This window comes from Rugamonas sp. FW305-51, from assembly GCF_058786935.1.
On record NZ_JBYSZG010000033.1, the window covers coordinates 1 to 17,785 of the forward strand.

Genomic DNA, 17,785 nt, shown 5'->3' on the forward strand with positions numbered 1-17,785 from the left:
GAGCTCTACACCTGCATGGGCATGGACCTGGTGCGCGACGATATCGAGCTGGTGCGCGCGGAAATGCAGCGCAGCCGCTTCTTCACGGGCGTGCGCGAAGCGGTGCGCCAGTATTTCGAGCGCATCCGCGCCAGCCTGGACGCGGCCGACGCCAAGACGGTGGAAATCGCCGACATGATGGGCGTGATGTACCGCCGCTTCTCCAACGAACACGGGCTGACGCTGGCCATGCCCATGCCGTTCACGCTGGAACGCTACCGCAACGAGATCGCCGCCATCGAGGCCATCTACGCCCGCCAGTTCGGCACGGCCACCCTGCTCACCACCAGCCGCGTGGTGCTGATGGAGAAATTCTTCGACACCATCGCCTCGCGCGTGCGGGCCTGCTTCAAGGCCGCCAACAACGACGCCGAAGCGTGGCTGAAGGTGATCATGGCGCCGCTGGAGGCGCAGATACGGCAGCACAAGGACCAGCTCAAGCACCGGCTGGCATCGATCCAGCGCATCCACGATGCGACCGACAGCCTGGAACAGAAAATCGACGCGTTCGAAGCGGGCCAGCGCGAGCTGGAACTGCGCAAGGCGCGTCTCAACGAATTGGCGGGCAACATCAGCATCGCGATCAACGCGGAATTCGTCGCGCTCGACGCGGCCGCCTGAGGAACAGCATGAAACGTTTGGATTACCCGTGCGCGCCGGCCGGCGCGGCGGACCTGGAACCGGCCCCGGAGCAACTGGCCGACCCCACTTTTTCCGCCGCCATCATCGCCTGGCAGCGCCAGCACGGCCGCCACGCGCTGCCGTGGCAGAACACGCGCGACGCCTACCTGGTGTGGCTGTCCGAGATCATGCTGCAGCAGACCCAGGTCAGCGCCGTGCTCGGTTATTACGCCCGCTTCCTGGAGCGCTTCCCTACCCTGCGCGAGTTGGCCGCGGCCCCGGTGGAAGACGTGATGGCGCAGTGGAGCGGCCTGGGCTACTACACCCGCGCCCGCAACCTGCACAAGTGCGCCCAGCGCGTGGTGGCCGAGCATGGCGGCGTATTCCCCTCCGACCCGCGCCTGCTGGCTGACCTGCCCGGCATCGGCCGCTCGACGGCGGCCGCCATCGCCGCGTTTTCCGGCGGGGTGCGGGCCGCCATCATGGACGGCAACGTCAAGCGCGTGTTCGCGCGCGCCTTCGGTATAGCCGCCTATCCGGGCGAGAAGAAGGTGGAGGAAGCCATGTGGCGGCGCGCCGAGGCGCTGCTGCCGGAACAGGGCATCGAGGCCTACACCCAGGGCTTGATGGACATGGGCGCCACGCTGTGCACGCGCAGCAGCCCGTCGTGCGAACGCTGTCCGCTGCAGGCGCGCTGCGTGGCGCTGGCCACGGGGCGCACCGCGCAACTGCCCGTGCGCAAGCCGAAGAAAGCCAGCCCGGAAAAGCATGCCACCCTGCTGGCCATCGTCGACCAGGGCCAGGTGCTGTTGCAGCAGCGGCCCGCCAGCGGCATCTGGGGCGGCCTGCTGTCGCTGCCGGAGCTCGACGGCCATACGCTGGCCGAAGACGACCAGGTGGCGCCGGCCGCCGACGCGGCGTTGATGGCGGCCGTGGCGCCGTTCGGCGAGATGGAGTCGCACGAGAAGCTGTCGACCATCACCCACGTGTTCACGCATTACAAGCTGCACATCGCGCCCTACCGGGTGACGCTGACGCGGCGCCATGCGCTGGCCGCCGGCGACGGCCACCAGTGGCATGACGGCGCCACGCTGGCCGAGGCGGCGCTGCCGGCGCCGGTCAAGAAACTGCTGGTGGAATTGCTGGGGGTTGGGGCTGCGGCGCAGCGGCGCATGTTCTAACGCACGTAGTGGACGACGGTGACGATGGCGATGAAGAACGCGAGGTGGGTGGCTACCATCCACCTCAGCATGCTGTTGCCGAGTTCCTTGATTTCGACACGCACTTCGCCGAACTGGCGCTGCACCTCGCCGAACCGCTGCTCGACACCACGGAAATTCTCCGCCATCTCAGCACGCAACTCGGCAAACTCGTCCCGTTTGACGTAATTGGACTGGATCACGGCCACCTCGGTTTCAACCGTGCCGATCCGATTGTCCATCGCATAGATACGCTCGCTGGTCTGCTCATCCATGACAATTTCCCCGTCTGAGACTTTCATCTTTATCCACGACGCGACAAAGGTCAAGCGGCGCACGGGCAGCCATTGCGCCGTGTCAGGCAGGCCTACAATTCCTCGAGCGAGAACAGGCGGCGGTGTTCGCGGATGGCGTAGCGGTCCGTCATGCCGGCGATGTAGTCGGCAATCTTGCGGGCCCGCTTGTCGGGATCGCCCGACTGGTCCTGGTAATCGGGCGGCAGCAGCACGGGCTCGGCCATGAAGGCGTCGAACAGTTCGCGCACGATGCGGCTGGCCTTCACCCGCATGCGGTTGACCTGGTAATGCTGGTACAGGTTGGCGCGCAGGAAGCGCTTGAGCTCGGTGGCATCCTTGCGCATGGGGTCGGAAAAACGGATCAGCGGCGCACTGGCCCGCACGGCCTCGATATCGGCCGGCGCCGCGTCGGCCAGCAGCTGGCCGGAGGTGACGATCAAGTCGTCGGCCAGGGCCGTGATCAGGCGCCGCAGCGTTTCGTAGATGGCACGCCGGCCGGCCAGGCCGGGGTAGCTCGCCTGCACGTCGCGCCACAGGCGGGCGAAGAAATCGACCTGCTCCAGCTGGGTGATGGTGATCAGGCCCGAACGCAGGCCATCGTCGATGTCGTGGCTGTTGTAGGCGATCTCGTCGGCCAGGTTGGTCAGCTGGGCTTCCAGCGACGGCTGGCTTTTCTTGATGAAGCGCTCGGCCACCGGCCCCAGCAGCCGGGCATTGGTCAGCGAGCAGTGCTTGAGGATGCCTTCGCGCGTCTCGAACATCAGGTTCAGGCCGTCGAAGGCGCCGTAATGCTCCTCCAGTTCGTCCACCACGCGCAGGCTTTGCAGGTTGTGCTCGAAGCCGCCATGATGCCGCATGCATTCGTTGAGCACATCCTGGCCCACGTGGCCGAACGGCGTGTGGCCCAGGTCGTGGGCCAGCGAAATGGCTTCCACCAGGTCTTCGTTCAGGCGCAGGTTGCGCGCCAGCGAACGGCCGATCTGGGCCACTTCCAGGCTGTGGGTCAGGCGGGTGCGGAACAGGTCGCCCTCGTGGTTGAGGAAGACCTGGGTCTTGTATTCGAGCCGGCGGAAGGCCGAGCTGTGGATGATGCGGTCGCGGTCGCGCTGGAACTGGCTGCGCGAGGCGTGTGCCGTTTCCGGATAGCGCCGCCCGGCCCCGCCCTCGCTGTGGGCGGCGTACGGGGCCAGGTGGGCTTCCGGCTGCATCACTGCACGCAGGCGGCCAGCGTGGCCAGCAGCAGTTCCTGCGGCGCGTTGGTGATGCTGGGCGCGCCCAGCGGCTTGAGCAGGATGAACTTGATGGCGCCGCCTTCGTTCTTCTTGTCCACTTCCATCAGCTCCAGCCAGCGCGCCGTGCCCAGGTCGGGCGCCTTGACGGGCAGGCCGGCCGCCGCCACCAGCGCGCGCACGCGCTCGACGGTGGCCGCGTCGACCAGGCCCATGCGGTGCGACAGGTCGGCCGCCATCACCATGCCGCAGCCGACGGCTTCGCCGTGCAGCCAGTGGCCGTAGCCCAGGCCCGCCTCGATGGCGTGGCCAAAGGTGTGGCCGAAATTGAGGATGGCGCGCAAGCCACCTTCCCGTTCATCCTGGCGCACCACGTCGGCCTTGATTTCGCACGAGCGGGCGATGGCGTAGGCCAGCGCGCCCTTGTCGCGCGCCATCAGCTTGGCGATGTTCGCTTCGATCCAGTCGAAGAAGGCGGCGTCGATGATGGCGCCGTGCTTGATCACTTCGGCCAGGCCGGCCGACAGTTCGCGCGCGGGCAGGGTTTCCAGCGTGCTGGTGTCGGCGATCACGGTACGGGGCTGGTAGAACGCACCGATCATGTTCTTGCCCATGGGGTGGTTGATGCCCGTCTTGCCGCCCACGGACGAATCGACCTGGGCCAGCAAGGTGGTGGGCACCTGGATGAAGTCGATGCCACGCATGTAGCTGGCCGCCGCGTAGCCGGTCAGGTCGCCGATCACGCCGCCGCCCAGGGCGATCAGCGTGGTCTTGCGGTCGGCCTTGTTGGCCAGCAGGGTGTCGAAGATCTGCATCAGGCTGGTCCAGTTCTTGTGCTCCTCGCCGTCCGGCAGCACGATGGACAGCACGTCCTTGCCGGCCGTGCGCAAGCCCTCTTCCAGCCGCGCCAGGTAAAGCGGCGCGACGGTGGTGTTGGTGACGATGGCCACCTTGCGGCCGCCCACGTGGCGCGCCAGCAGGGCGCCGTCGTGCAGCAATTGGGGACCGATTGCAATGGGGTAGCTGCGCTCGCCCAGGTCTACGTTTAACAGAATGGTGGTTTGTTCGCTCATCGATGGCTCGGCTTGTGTGACGCAGTCCGGCGCAGCCTGGCATGCCAGGCTGTCCAGATGGGTCAAAATGGTCTGAACCATCGATTGTACGTTAGGTCGGCCCGTATCGATCACCACGTGCGCCACTTCCTGATACAGCGGGTCGCGCAAGGCCATCAATTCTTCCAGCTTTTTGCGCGGATCGGCCGTTTGCAGCAGGGGCCGGTTCTTGTCGTGGGCGGTGCGGGCCAGGATGCTGTTGACGCTGGCGCGCAGGTAGATCACGGTGCCGCGCGCCTGCAGGTAGGCGCGGCTGTCCGGATTGAGGATGGCGCCGCCGCCCGTGGCCAGCACGATGCCCTGCTGGGCGGTCAGCTCGCGGATCACGTCCGCCTCGCGCCGGCGGAAACTCTGTTCGCCCTCGATCTCGAAGATCCACGGGATGGAGGCGCCGGTGCGGGCCTCGATCTCGTGATCCGAATCGATGAACTTCAAGCCCAGCTTGCGGGCGAGGATGCGGCCTATCGTCGTCTTGCCGGCACCCATCAGCCCCACTAAAAACACATTTTGCATGGACTAACTTAGTTTGGATTGCTGCAATCGGTGGCCGTGCCATACGGGCTGACCCGGCCCGGCGGCAACGTCGTCAGCGAGGCAAAGTCGGTCGCCAACCCGGGCAGGCGAGTATAGCCCACATAGCGCGCTTCGGTACCGGACACTTGGCCCCGGATGGTCAGGTCGATGGTAAGCCAGTTGGCGCGGTCACGCGGGTAGATCAGCGATACGACAGCCTGGCCGTTGGCATCGGTGGTGCCGTTCGAGGTCACCGTGATGGGAATGCCGGGGTCGAGACGGCCATTGCCGTTGACGTCTTCACCCGACTCCATGATGCCGTTGCTGTTGGTATCCTCATTCAGGCAAGCGGTGGGCACCTTGTCGGGGTCCGAGCTCAGGGCCCATGGTCCCTGGATGCCCTGGAAGTACAGCTGGCCCTTGTAGTAGTAACGCGGACGCACGGAGCCGGTAATGTTCACGCCGGGCACGGCGTTGCCCGAGGCGTCCGTCACGAACACGGCATAGTCGACCTGGTAGGTGGCCGGCGATGGCGTGCCGATGGTGGCGCCGGTACCGGCGCTGATGAACAGCGACTTCTTGGCCACCGTCAGGTTGACCGTGGCGCTGGCCGTCGAGGCCCCTTGCAGCTGGGCCTTGACGGTCACACCGTCGAGCTTGGTGTCCGCCGTGCCGGCAATATAGCTGATGGAGGCGGAACCGTCGCTGCCCGTCGTGACGACGGACGGCTGGGTCAGGCTGCCGCCGCTGGGGTCGGTCACGATGGAGAAGGCCACCTGGGCATTCTTGACCAGGTTGTTCTCGACCGTGCCGTCGCGCACGATGGCGCGCAACGTCGTTTGCTGCACGGTGCTGCCCGGCAGGTTGGCGCCCACCACGGCCGGATCGGCCTGCACGCTGATGGTGCCGCTGGCCGTCAGCGGTGCCAGGAACTCCACCGTCCCCTGCACGGTCAGCCCACCCGCGTTGGCCGTCAGCGTGGCCATGCCGGGGCTGGCCGCTTTCACATAGCCCAGCACATTGCCATCGATCAAGGTCAGTGGCGTGTTGAGCACGGCCGAGCAACCCGGGTCGCTGTAGACGTTGCCGCGCGACGCGCTCAGTGCCACGGGGCCCGTTTGATTCACCCCGCTCACGTCGTAATGGATGCTCACCGTCTGGCAAGTGTTGATGTCGGCGCTGGAGACGGGATTGCCTTTGCCGTCGACGGCCGCCACGTTGAAGTTCGAGGCGCTGATGGTGATGCTCGAGCTGGCCGTCTCGCCCATGGCCTTGACGACGATGGTGTCGGGGCCCGGCGTGCTGGCCGAGTAGCTCAGCACCAGCTGGCCGGCCGTGTTGGTGACGGCGGCGCCGCCGCCCTTGACGGTCAGCGTATTGGCGGTGGAACTGAAGGCCACGGCGCGGCCGGCCAGCGCGTTGCCGGCCGAGTCGACCAGCTTGACGGTGACGTCGGTGCTGGCGCCGACCCGCACCGTGCTGCTGTTGTTGATGACGAGCTTGTTGCCGACCACGTTGACGACGGCCGTGACGGCATGGGCGCCGGGCGCCGTGGCCGTGACGGTGATGGTGCGCGAAGTGGGGTCACCGCCGGTGCTGAGCTTCTCCGTCACCTTGCCGCTGGCGTCCGTGATGCGGTTGGTCAGCGACAGGCTGCCCGAGTCGGCCGACAGGTCCACCTTCACCCCGGGCACGACGGAATTGTTGGCATCCTTGACCAGGGCCACCAGGTTGACCTCGTTGCCCGAGGCGCCGGCCGACTGCAGCACACCCGAATCGGTGGTCAGCACCAGGGTCGGGGTGGCCGGTACCACCACCACCTTGATGGGGGCCGAGGTGGCGTTGCCGGCGCTGGCCGTGATGGTGATGGTGCGCGGCGTTGGATTGCCCTTGGTGTTGAGTTTTTCCACCACGGTGCCGCTGGTATTGGTCTGGCGCACGGTGTTGGTGATGTTACCGGAATCGGCAGTGAAGCTGACCGTCTCGCCCGGCAGCACATTGCTGTTGGCATCCTTGACGATGACCGTCAGCGTCACTTCCGTGCCATCGACGCCGGACGAGTCGATGGTACTGGCGCTGGCGATCAGCAGCACGGAGGCCGCCTTGGACGGGGCCACGCCGTTGCTGTTGGTGCCAGGCGAACCGCCGCCGCCGCCGCAGGCGGCCAGCAGGGTCGAACAGGCAAGCAGCGCCAGCCATCCGGTGATTTTTTTCATGACGCTTCTTTCCTTAGTGATCATCGTATTACCCTTGTTTGCCACACAATCTTGTCATTATCGCGTCGAGAGCCGGTCGGCGACAATCTTTGGCGTGATAAATACCAGCAATTCCGTCTTGTCGTTGGTACGGCCCGTGGTGCGGAACAGATAACCGAGCACCGGCACGTCGCCCAGGAACGGGATCTTGCTCACTTCCTTGCGCTCGACCTGCTGGTAAATGCCGCCCAGCACCACCGTGCCGCCGTTCTCGACCATGACCTGGGTCTTGACGTGCTTGGTATCGATGGCGAAGCCGGCCCGCGTTTCCTGGCCCACGCTGTCCTTGTTGACATCCACGTCCACCACCACGTTGCCGTCGGGGGTGATCTGGGGCGTCACTTCCAGCCGCAGGTTGGCCTTGCGGAACACGATGGAGGTGGCGCCGCTGCTGGTGGCCACCTGGTAGGGCAGTTCGATGCCCTGCTCGATCAGGGCCACGGCCTTGTCGGCCGTGATCACGCGCGGGCTGGAAATGATCTTGCCGGTGCCGTCCGCCTCGAGGGCCGACAGCTCCAGGTTGAGGAAGCGGTTGGCGGCCGACGAGAACAGGCTGACGGCCAGGTTACCGGCCGACACGCCGTTGATGTTGGCGGCCGGCAAGTTAATCAGCTGGCTGTTGGTGTAGCCGTCGCCCTTGTCCGGGGTCTGGCCCGTCACCTGGCCGACGCCCGTGATATTGCCGCCGATGGCGACCCGGGTGTTGCTGGTGCCGATCTGGTAGCCGGAATCGCCGCCGCGCAGCGTGCGCAGGTCGGCAAAGCCCAGCTTGGCGCCGAGGTTGCGGGTGAAGGTGTCGCTGGCCTCGACGATGCGGGCCTCGATCAGCACCTGCTTGGTGGCGATGTCGGTCTTGGCGATCAGCTTGCGGATATCGTCCAGCTTGGAAGCGATGTCGGTCACGAACAGCTGGTTGGTGCGCGGCTCGATGATGGCGCTGCCGCGCTTGGAGAGCATGCGGTTCTTGCTGTCGCTGCCGCCTTCCAGGCCGAACACGGTCTTGAACGCTTCGGCCTTCTGGTAGTTGAGCTGGAAGATCTCGGACTTGAGCGGCTCGAGGTCGGCGATCTGGGCCCGCTGCTCGAGCTCGAGCTTCTCCTTGGTCAGCAATTCCTCCTTGGGCGCGATCCACAGCACGCTGCCGTTCTTGCGCATGTCCAGGCCCTTGGCCTGCAGCACCACGTCCAGCGCCTGGTCCCATGGCACTTCCTTCAGGCGCAGCGTCAGGTTGCCCGACACGCTGTCGCTGGTGATGATGTTGAGCCCGGAAATGTCGGCGATCGCTTGCAGCGCGGCCCGCACTTCCACGTTCTGGAAATTGAACGACAGCTTCTCGCCACGGTAGCCCTGGGTGCCCTGGGTCAGCTTGTTGGGGTCTTCCTTGATCGGCTTGACGTCGATCACCAGCTGGGTCTCGCTCTGGTACACGGTCTGTTCCCACAGGCCGCGCGCCTCGATCGTCATGCGCGTGTTCTCGCCCTGGGGCACGGTGGTGATCAGGTGCACGGGGGTGCCGAAGTCGCCCACGTCGAGCCGGCGCCGCAGCGATTCCGGCACGCCCGTCTTGAGGAAGTCGACCACCACGCCGGTGGCCACCTGGCGCACGTCGACGGCCACCTGGCTGTTGGGCAGGTCGACCACGACCCGGCCCTCGCCGTTGGCGCCGCGCCGGAAGTCCATGTCGCGCAGCAGTTGACGTCCCTTGGCGACGGGCTGGGCCTTGGCCACCGGCAGGCCGCTGGCGTCGACGGCCGTGGCCACGCCGCCGGAACCGTCGATGGTGAGGATGATGGCGTTGCCGTCGATGGCGGTGGCGTAGTTCAGGCTGCGCTTGAGGTTGAACACCAGGCGCGAGCGCTCGCCGGCCTGCACCACGTTCACGCTGTGCAGGTCGCCCAGGTTCAGCTCCTCCGTGTTCTTGCCGGTGGCGTTGACGGTGGCGCCGAAGTCGAGCGCGATGCGGGGCGGGTTGGTGATGGCAAAGCCGATCGGCAGTTTTTCCGGCGCCTGGCGCAGGGTGATCTTGACGATCACGTTGGCCCCCTGGCGGTTGGCGCTGATCGATTCGATGGCGTTGGCCGCGGTGGCGGCGGCCACCGGCTGGGCCGGCACGGCGCCCGGCCAGACGGCGCCGCAGGCCAGCGCCAGCAACAGGCCGGCCTGGCGCGCGCGGGCGGCCAGCGCGGTGGGGATGAATGCGATCATTTGGTGGTCTCCTTGCTTTCCTGCAGCTCCAACTTCGACATGCGTTCGACCCAATCGCCGGTCGCATCCTGTACGATTTCCTTGATATTGACGGCGTTCTCGCTCACGCCGGTGATCAGGCCGAAGTTCTGGCCCACGTGCTGGCCGGCCCGGACCTGGTGCACGGCCCGGTCGATCTGCAGCAGGGCGTAGATCACGCCCCCTTTCTGCAGCGTGCCCACCATCTTCACCGTGTCCAGCGGATAGCTCTCGAGCAATTCCTTGCGCCGCTCCATGTCGGGCCGCACGCCGCCGCCGCGGTTGGCCGCCTTGGCCAGCTCCACCAGCAGCTTGTTGGGGTTGAAGGGGTCGACCGCGTCGTTGGACGCGTACACGAAGGGGATGAAGGTCTTGGGCGGCGCCAGCGGCGGTACCGCCACGTGCGACTCGGCGTCGACCTGCTTCATCCACTGCCGCACTTCCTGTTCGTCGCTGTCGCCGCAGCCGGCCAGCAGCACGGCGACGGCCAGTGCCGGCAAGCCCTGTTTCAGGAGCTGTCTCATGATTTTTTCGCCGCCTTTTTCTTGTCGGCCATGGCCTTGCGCTGGGCCGCCACTTCTTCCGGATCGAGGTAGCGGAAGGTCTTGGCCACGGCGTCGAGCGTCAGCCCGCCATCCTTGCCGGCCGTGATGGCCATGTTGTTGAGGGTGACGATGCGCGGCAGGTTGGCCATGTCGCCCGTGAAGGCGCCGATGTCGTGGTAGCTGCCCGTGACCTTGATATCGATCGGCAATTCGGCGTAGTAATCCTTGACCACCACCTGGCCCGGCTTGAACAGTTCGAACTGCAAGCCCCGTCCCAGGCCGGCCTGGTTGATGTCCGACAGCAGGGCCGCCATTTCCGCCTTGCTCGGCAGCTGCTTCTGCAGCCGGTCCACATACTGGTCGACCTGCACCTTCTGGGCCCGCAAGGCGTCCAGGTTGACGGCCTGGCCCTCCTTGAAGCGGTATTCGTCGCGCAGCTTGAGTTCGGCCTGGGCGCCCGCGTCCTGCTCCTCGAACTGGCTGTCCCAGTAGGCGAAATAGCCGAGCGCGACGACGCCGGCCAGCACGCCGAAGGCGCACAGCAGGCGCGGCGCCAGCGGCCACTGGCCCGGATGCCGGTCGTTCAGGCCGCGAAACTGCGCCGCCAGCGACGCTCCCATGTTTTTCAGATCGGCCATATCGGTTCCGTATTCAAGGCTGGGCCGGCGGCAAGCCGGTCGCAGGCGCGCTGGCGCCGGCGCCGGGATTGGCGCCGGGTTTGGCGCCAGGCTTGGCGCCCAATTTCCCGCCAGCGGCGGGCTGGTCCTTGTCGCGCGGCCGTTTGATGTTGACCGTGAGATTGAATTCCACCACTTTCTTGGCCGTCTTGCCCTGGCCCAGCCCCGTCGAGCGCACTTCGATCAGGTCGGGCCGCTCCAGCCACGGCGAGGCGCCGGCCAGGTTGCGCAACAGTTCGGAGACCCGCTCCTGCGACTGGGCATAGCCGTTGACGGTGACCTTCTGGCCTTCCTGCTTGAAGGCCTTGAGGTAGACGCCGGCCGGGGTCTGCTTGACCAGCTCGTCCATCAGGTAGACGGGCTGGTTGCGGTCGCCCTGCAAGTCTTCCACCGCTTGCTGGCGCGCCTTGAGCGCTTCGATTTCCTGCTTCAGGGTGGCGATCTCGGCGATCTTCTTGTCGAGCACGACGATGGCGCCCTTGATCACCTGGTTGCGTTCGTTCTGGATCGAGATGCGGCGCGCGTTGTACGCCCCCACCAGCAGCACGATGGCGGCGCCGGCGATGGCGCCCAGGGTCAGCAGGGCGAAGAAGGCGGCCTTCTTCTGCTTGCGCTTTTCCTCGCGGTGGGGCAGCAGGTTAATTCTGATCATCAGCCAAACCTCCGCAAGGCCAGGCCGCAGGCGACCAGATAGGCAGGCGCGTCGAGGCGCAACTGCGATTCGCGCACGGACGGCGCCAGTTGCATGCCCTTGAACGGCGACACCACGGCGCTGGATATCTTGGTGCGGCTGGCCACCAGGTCCAGCAGGCCGGGGATCAGGGCGCAGCCGCCGGCCAGGTACAGCTGGTCGACCTTGGTGTAGGGAGTGGACGTGAAGAAGAACTGGATGGCACGCGTCACTTCCAGCGCCGCGCTTTCCAGGAAGGGGGTCAGCAAGTCGTTGACGTAGTTGTCGGGCAGTTCGCCCGACTTCTTGCGCGCCTCGGCCTCGTCCCACGCCATGCCGTAGGCGCGCACGATGTCCTGGGTCAGGGTGTTGCCGCCGAACGCTTGCTCGCGCTCATAGATGGTGGCGCCGTCGAGCAGCACGGAAATATGGGTAACCTGGGCCCCGAGCTGGAACAGGGCCACCACCTGGCCGGCGCCGGCGTCGGGCAGCAGGGCCATCACGCGGTCGAGCGCGGCGCGCGCCGCATACGATTCGATGTCCATCACGGACGCCTTCAGGCCGGACGCTTCGGCGATCGCCACCCGGTCCTCCACCTTTTCGCGGCGCGAGGCGGCCAGCATGACTTCGATGTCTTCGGCCGAGCCGGCGGCCGGGCCGATCACGTCGAAGTCCAGGCTCACTTCGTCGAGCGCGAACGGGATGTACTGGCTCGCTTCCGATTCGACCTGCACTTCCAGCTGGTCTTCCGACAGCCCGGCCGGCAGGATGATCTTCTTGGTGATGACGGACGCCGGCGGCATGCCCAGCGCCACATGCTTGGCGCGCGTGCCGCTCTTTTTCCACACCCGGCGCACGGCCTCGACCACTTGCTCCAGGTTCTCGATATTGCCGTCGACCACGGCGCCGCGCGGCAGCGGTTCGGCCGCGTAGCGCTCGAGCCGGATACCGTCCTTGCCGGCCGGCGCCAGTTCCACCAGGCGCACGCTGGAGGTGCTGATGTCGACCCCGACCAGCGGCGGATTGCCCTGGCCCAGCAGCGTCTGCAGGTCGATCATGACGGTGCCCCACGGCCAAGGACGCCACCACGGCTGGCGCTGCCGCTGCGGTGCTGCCCGACGTACACTGGAACTGTTTGCATAGGGGAACTCGTTTGAAAACCAGCGTTTAGACTGCCAATATAAGACCGTACATTAAATGCTGGCAATATATGTGTAAAGGTATTTCTATTGTGCACAATTGGCTTGGTGTGCCCCTGACGCCACAGTCGCGCACCAGGCTGTGGCACCCTGAATAACTAAGTTGTTTTGTTGTTCACGTGGAAATTTCCTGGCCCGCGCCAGCATCGCGCCGCCGCCCCGGCCGCTCGCTTATAATGGCCCGCAATTCCTACCGAAAGCTGACGCGCGCATGACTTCCTCCCCTACGGCTCCACCGACCCCGACTCCTTCCGCCGGCAAAGGCGGCCAACCCCGGCATTTCTTCCTGATGGCCGCCATCGCCATGGTGGGCCTGGGCCTGGGCGCCCTGCTGCTGGTGGTGCTGGGCCTGGCGCTGGCCTACCCCAACCTGCCGGAGCTGGACACGCTGACCGACTACCGCCCCAAGATGCCGCTGCGCATCTTTTCCGCCGACAACGTGCTGCTGGGCGAGTTCGGCGAAGAGCGGCGCAACCTGGTGCGTTTCAAGGATATCCCGGACGTGATGAAGAAGGCCGTGCTGGCCATCGAGGACGACCGCTTTTACGAGCACGGCGGCATCGACTACACGGGCATCCTGCGGGCGGCCGTGCACAACCTGACGGGCGGCGCGCGCCAGGGCGCCTCCACCATCACCCAGCAGGTGGCCCGTAACTTCTTCCTGTCGAGCGAGCAGACCCTCAAGCGCAAAGCCTATGAGGCGCTGCTGGCGTGGAAGATCGAGCAGAACCTCAGCAAGGACCAGATCCTCGAGGTCTACATGAACCAGATCTACCTGGGCCAGCGCGCCTACGGCTTCTCGTCGGCGGCCCAGATCTACTTCGGCAAGAACCTGAAGGATATTTCCGTGGCCGAGGCGGCCATGCTGGCCGGCCTGCCCAAGGCGCCGTCGGCCTACAACCCGGTGGTCAATCCCAAGCGGGCCCGGGCGCGCCAGCAATACATCCTGATCCGCATGCACGAGCTGGGCTACATCAGCGACCAGCAGTTCGAGCAAGCCAGGGCCGAGCAACTGAAGGTCAAGACCGACAGCAGCGAATTTGGCGTGCACGCGGAATATGTGGCGGAAATGGCGCGCCAGCTGGTCTACGAGCAGTTCAAGGAAGACACCTACACGCGCGGCCTGAACGTATTTACCACCATCACCAAGGCCGACCAGGACGCGGCCTACCTGGCCCTGCGCCGCGGCGTGATGGACTACGAGAAGCGCCACGCCTACCGGGGCCCGGAAGCATACATCGACATCCCCGGCAACAAGGAAGAGGCGGACGACGCCATCGAGACGGAACTGGCCGACCACCCCGACAGCGACGACATCGTGGCCGCCATGGTGCTGCAGGCGACGCCGCAGAAGATCACGGCCGTCACCGCCTCCGGCGAGGAAATCGCCATCACGGGCGCCGGCCTGGAGATGGGCCGCTCGTGGCTGTCGGACAAGGCCGCGCCCAACAAGCGCATCCGCCGCGGCGCCGTGATCCGCGTCATGCAGGAGGGCAAGGACTGGCTGGTGACGCAGATGCCGGAGATCGAATCGGCCTTCATCGCCGCCAGCACCCAGGACGGCGCCATCAAGGCCATGGTGGGCGGCTTCGACTACAACCGCAACAAGTTCAACCACGTGACCCAGGCCTGGCGCCAGCCCGGTTCCTCGTTCAAGCCCTTCATCTATTCGGCCTCGCTGGAGCGGGGCCTGTCGCCGTCCACCGTCATCAACGACGCCCCCATCTCGTTCGACGCCGGCCAGACGGGCGGCCAGGCCTGGGAACCGAAGAACTACGACAACAAGTATGAAGGCCCGATGACCATGCGCCGCGGCTTGACCAAGTCCAAGAACATGATCTCGATCCGCATCCTGCACAAGATAGGCGCCAAATACGGCCAGGAATACAGCACCCGCTTCGGCTTCGACGCCGACAAGAACCCGCCCTACCTGACGCTGGCCCTGGGCGCCGGCAACGTGACGCCGCTGCAGATGGCGGGCGCCTACGCCGTGTTCGCCAACGGCGGCTACAAGGTCAGCCCCTACCTGATCGCCAAGGTGACGGACGCGGACGGCAAGGTGCTGTCGCAGGCCGCGCCCGACCTGGCCGGCGACGAGAAGAACCGCGTGATCGACGAGCGCAACGCCTTCCTGATGGATTCCATGCTCAAGGATGTGGTGCGCTACGGCACGGCCACCAAGGCCCTGGTGCTCAAGCGGCCCGACATCGCCGGCAAGACGGGCACCACCAACGATTCCATCGACGCCTGGTTCGCCGGCTACCAGTCCAAGCTGGTGGGCATCGCGTGGATCGGGTACGACCAGCCCAAGAACCTGGGCAACAAGGAAACGGGGGGCGGCCTGGCCCTGCCGATCTGGATAGGCTATATGCAGAAGGCCCTGAAAAGCATCCCCATCGAGGAGCGGGCCGTGCCCGAAGGCATGATGCTGGTGGGCGATGAATACTATTACGCGGAAAACCCGCCCGGCACGGGCGTGCACAGCCTGGACGGCCCCGGCCATGGCACCCCGGCCGAGGAAAAGACCCGGGACACGGTCAAGAACGAGCTGTTCTGACCGGCCCGCGCCGCCGTCCCGGCCGGCGGGGGGCGCGGCGCACACGGCAACGCCGCCGGCCGCCTGGCCGGCCGGGCCGTCAGTCCGGTGTGATGACGACGGGCGAGCCGGACTGGGCGGTGACCAGTTCGGACAGGGTAGCGAACAGCTCCGAGCCGTCGCGCGTGTTGCACCACTGGCCGTCGCGCTGCTTGTAGTGGAAACCGCCGGCCCGGGCCGCCACCCACAGCTCCTGCATGGCCGCCTGGCTGTTGACGATGATCTTGGAGCCGTTGTTGATAAACTCGATCTCCAGCACGTTGCCGCTGCGGCTGCACTCGACGTCGAGCATGTCCTCGTCGTTCAAGCGGTCCAGCGCCGCCTCGATGGCGTTCAGCGCGCTTTCCGCCTGCGCCAGGAATTCCGATTCGCCCATGCTACACTCCCATCTTCTCTAGTCAAACCATGATTCTAATCGTGAAGTCCTCCGTCGCGCGCATTCCCCGTGTTTTTGGCACCATCCTGTGCCTGTCCGCCTTGCTGAGCGCCTGCGGCCAACCCGGCCCGCTGTACCTGCCCAAGGCACCCGCCAAGCCTGCCACGAGCAAAGAGCTGGCACCCGTCGCCCCGGCCCCCACCCCACCTGTTACCCAACCATAATCCATGTCGCAATTTTCTTACCATGACGGCGTGCTGCACGCCGAAGGCGTCGCCCTGAGCGCCATCGCCGAGCAGTTCGGCACCCCGACCTATGTCTATTCCAAGGCCACCCTGCTGGCCAACTTCGCCGCCTACGCCGACGCCTGCCAGGGCCGCGACGCCCTGGTGTGCTACGCGATGAAGGCCAATTCCAACCTGGCCATCCTGGACTTGCTGGCGCGCCAGGGCGCCGGTTTCGACATCGTGTCCGGCGGCGAGCTGCTGCGCGTGATCGCGGCCGGCGGCGACCCAGGCAAGGTGATCTTCTCCGGCGTCGGCAAGAGCGTGGACGAGATGCGCCTGGCGCTCACCCACGACATCCTGTGCTTCAACGTGGAATCGATCCCCGAGCTGCACCGCCTGAACGAGGTGGCCGGCAGCATGGGCAAGCGGGCCCGCATCTCGCTGCGCGTGAACCCCAACGTGGACGCCAAGACCCACCCCTACATCGCCACCGGCCTGAAGGCCAACAAGTTCGGCGTGGCCTTCGACGACGCGCTGGCCACCTACCGCACGGCCGCCCGCCTGCCGCACCTGGACGTGACGGGCATCGACTGCCACATCGGCTCCCAGCTGCTGGACGACGCGCCGCTGCTGGAAGCGCTGGACCGCCTGATCGAGCTGATCGACACACTGGGCGCGGAAGGCATCGTGTTGCACCACCTCGACATCGGCGGCGGCATCGGCATCAACTACGGCGAGGCCGGCGAAGCGCCTCCCGTGGCCGTGGCCGACTACCTGGGCCGCGTATTCGCCAAGGTGGACGCCTGGCGCGCCGCGCGCCATGCGGGCGCGACTATCAAGGTCATCTTCGAACCGGGCCGCTCCATCGTGGGCAACACGGGCGTGCTGCTGACCCGGGTGGAATTCCTCAAGCACGGCGAAGAAAAGAACTTCTGCGTGGTGGACGCGGCCATGAACGACATGATGCGCCCCGCCCTGTACCAGGCGTGGATGGACATGCAGGCCGTGGCGCCCGGCCAGGCGCCGGCCCAGACCTACGACGTGGTGGGTCCGATCTGCGAATCGGGCGACTGGCTGGCGCGCGACCGCAAGCTGGCCGTACAGCCGGGCGACCTGCTGGCCATGATGCAGGCCGGCGCCTACGGCCTGACGATGGCGTCCAACTACAACACGCGCGGCCGCGCGGCCGAAGTGATCGTGGACGGCACGCAATGCCACCTGGTGCGCCGGCGCGAGACCCCGGCCGAGCTGTACGCGCTGGAAGCCGTCATCAAGTAAGTCCCCACCGGGCCGCTGCCGTTGCGCGGCGGTCCGTCTTTACCTTCCCTACCCCTGTACGGAACCTGCCCGCTTGGCCGCCACCTTGGCGGCCGGCATGGCGCAGGCGCACGCCGGCGCGGCCGCCTGGCGGCGCCGCCACAGCAGGCGCGAGCCCAGCAACACCGCCACGATCACACCGAAGAGGATGGGCTGGGTGAAGTTGTGCTTGCCCGCCTTCATCCACCAGAAGTGCAGGATGGCCAACGGCGCCACCACGTACACCAGCCGGTGCAGCCACTGCCAGCGCTTGCCGCCCAGGCGGCGCACCATGGCGTTGGTGCTGGTCACGGCCAGCGGCACCAGCAGCAGGAAGGCCGTGAAGCCGACCGTGATGAAGGGCCGCTTGAGCACGTCCTTCCACATTTCCTGCACGTCGAAGAAGTGGTCGAACCACAGGAAGGTGGTGAAGTGCAGGGCCGCGTAGAAGAAGGCGTACAGCCCCAGCATGCGGCGCAGCTTGATCAGCCAGTTCCACTTGCTCAGCTTGCGCAGCGGCGTGACGGCCAGCGTGATGCACAGGAAGTACAGCGTCCAGTCGCCCGTGCCGCGGGTGATGAATTCCAGCGGTTCGACCAGTTGCCCCGTCACGGTCAGGGTGACCATGCGCAGGAAAGGAAGCAGCGCCAGCGCGAAGATGGCGCCCTTGATGAGGCCGAGCTGGCGGGGGTTGGGGTGGTAGTCCATGGCG

Annotated in this window: 15 protein-coding genes and 1 pseudogene; 5 read left to right on the top strand and 11 right to left on the bottom strand. The window is 66.2% G+C overall.

The genetic code is table 11. The features are described from left to right. A pseudogene (locus tag AC3WOS_RS20095) lies at positions 1–660 on the top strand (GTPase); the annotation flags it as partial. A gap of 8 nt (positions 661–668) precedes the next feature. Next, entirely contained in the window at positions 669–1,841 is a 1,173-nt protein-coding gene (mutY, locus tag AC3WOS_RS20100) for an A/G-specific adenine glycosylase (RefSeq protein WP_492717945.1), read from the top strand. Here mutY and AC3WOS_RS20105 read toward each other — a convergent pair. The 9 genes from AC3WOS_RS20105 to AC3WOS_RS20145 all read right to left on the bottom strand — a co-directional run bounded on the left by AC3WOS_RS20105 (position 1,838) and on the right by AC3WOS_RS20145 (position 12,437). Continuing rightward, entirely contained in the window at positions 1,838–2,134 is a 297-nt protein-coding gene (locus tag AC3WOS_RS20105; protein WP_492717947.1) for a hypothetical protein, read from the bottom strand. The genes mutY and AC3WOS_RS20105 overlap by 4 nt on opposite strands. A 92-nt stretch (positions 2,135–2,226) precedes the next feature. After that, complete coding sequence (locus tag AC3WOS_RS20110) at positions 2,227–3,363, bottom strand: deoxyguanosinetriphosphate triphosphohydrolase (RefSeq protein ID WP_492717949.1); 1,137 nt, start codon at positions 3,361–3,363, stop codon at positions 2,227–2,229. Next, the gene (gene aroKB / locus AC3WOS_RS20115; protein ID WP_492717950.1) at positions 3,363–5,009 is read right to left on the bottom strand and encodes a bifunctional shikimate kinase/3-dehydroquinate synthase AroKB; all 1,647 of its coding nucleotides are present in this window, start codon (positions 5,007–5,009) and stop codon (positions 3,363–3,365) included. The genes AC3WOS_RS20110 and aroKB overlap by 1 nt, the downstream gene beginning before the upstream one ends. Positions 5,010–5,017: 8 nt before the next feature. Next, positions 5,018–7,225 (bottom strand): Ig-like group 1 domain-containing protein, encoded by a 2,208-nt coding sequence (locus AC3WOS_RS20120; RefSeq protein ID WP_492717951.1) that lies wholly within the window; start codon positions 7,223–7,225, stop codon positions 5,018–5,020. 57 nt (positions 7,226–7,282) lie between these two features. Continuing rightward, positions 7,283–9,469 (bottom strand): type IV pilus secretin PilQ, encoded by a 2,187-nt coding sequence (locus AC3WOS_RS20125; RefSeq protein ID WP_492717953.1) that lies wholly within the window; start codon positions 9,467–9,469, stop codon positions 7,283–7,285. Then, a complete protein-coding gene (locus AC3WOS_RS20130) occupies positions 9,466–10,011 on the bottom strand; it encodes a pilus assembly protein PilP (protein WP_492717954.1) in 546 nt (181 codons plus the stop codon). Before AC3WOS_RS20130 ends, AC3WOS_RS20125 begins: the two co-directional genes overlap by 4 nt. Then, on the bottom strand, positions 10,008–10,670 hold the full coding sequence (locus AC3WOS_RS20135) for a type IV pilus inner membrane component PilO (RefSeq protein WP_492717955.1): 663 nt from the start codon (positions 10,668–10,670) through the stop codon (positions 10,008–10,010). Before AC3WOS_RS20135 ends, AC3WOS_RS20130 begins: the two co-directional genes overlap by 4 nt. A gap of 13 nt (positions 10,671–10,683) precedes the next feature. After that, positions 10,684–11,361 (bottom strand): PilN domain-containing protein, encoded by a 678-nt coding sequence (locus tag AC3WOS_RS20140; RefSeq protein WP_492717957.1) that lies wholly within the window; start codon positions 11,359–11,361, stop codon positions 10,684–10,686. Next, positions 11,361–12,437 (bottom strand): pilus assembly protein PilM, encoded by a 1,077-nt coding sequence (locus AC3WOS_RS20145; protein WP_492717958.1) that lies wholly within the window; start codon positions 12,435–12,437, stop codon positions 11,361–11,363. The genes AC3WOS_RS20140 and AC3WOS_RS20145 overlap by 1 nt, the downstream gene beginning before the upstream one ends. A gap of 352 nt (positions 12,438–12,789) precedes the next feature. On the opposite strand from AC3WOS_RS20145, the gene AC3WOS_RS20150 reads away from it, so the two are divergent. Next, positions 12,790–15,135: a penicillin-binding protein 1A gene (locus tag AC3WOS_RS20150; protein ID WP_492717960.1), complete on the top strand. Its 2,346-nt coding sequence runs from the start codon at positions 12,790–12,792 to the stop codon at positions 15,133–15,135. 79 nt (positions 15,136–15,214) lie between these two features. Here AC3WOS_RS20150 and cyaY read toward each other — a convergent pair whose 3' ends face one another. After that, positions 15,215–15,550, bottom strand: a complete 336-nt coding sequence (gene cyaY / locus AC3WOS_RS20155) for an iron donor protein CyaY (protein WP_492717962.1) — start codon at positions 15,548–15,550, stop codon at positions 15,215–15,217. A gap of 41 nt (positions 15,551–15,591) precedes the next feature. Between cyaY and lptM the strand changes: the two genes are divergently transcribed. Together lptM and lysA are read left to right on the top strand one after the other, a co-directional pair. Then, entirely contained in the window at positions 15,592–15,774 is a 183-nt protein-coding gene (gene lptM, locus AC3WOS_RS20160) for an LPS translocon maturation chaperone LptM (RefSeq protein WP_492717963.1), read from the top strand. A gap of 3 nt (positions 15,775–15,777) precedes the next feature. Further along, positions 15,778–17,055 carry a diaminopimelate decarboxylase gene (lysA, locus tag AC3WOS_RS20165; RefSeq protein WP_492717965.1) on the top strand — a complete coding sequence of 426 codons (1,278 nt, stop codon included), beginning with the start codon at positions 15,778–15,780 and terminating at the stop codon, positions 17,053–17,055. Between the two features lie 48 nt (positions 17,056–17,103). Here lysA and msrQ read toward each other — a convergent pair whose 3' ends face one another. Beyond that, positions 17,104–17,781 (bottom strand): protein-methionine-sulfoxide reductase heme-binding subunit MsrQ, encoded by a 678-nt coding sequence (msrQ, locus tag AC3WOS_RS20170; RefSeq protein WP_492717967.1) that lies wholly within the window; start codon positions 17,779–17,781, stop codon positions 17,104–17,106. Positions 17,782–17,785 lie beyond the last annotated feature (4 nt).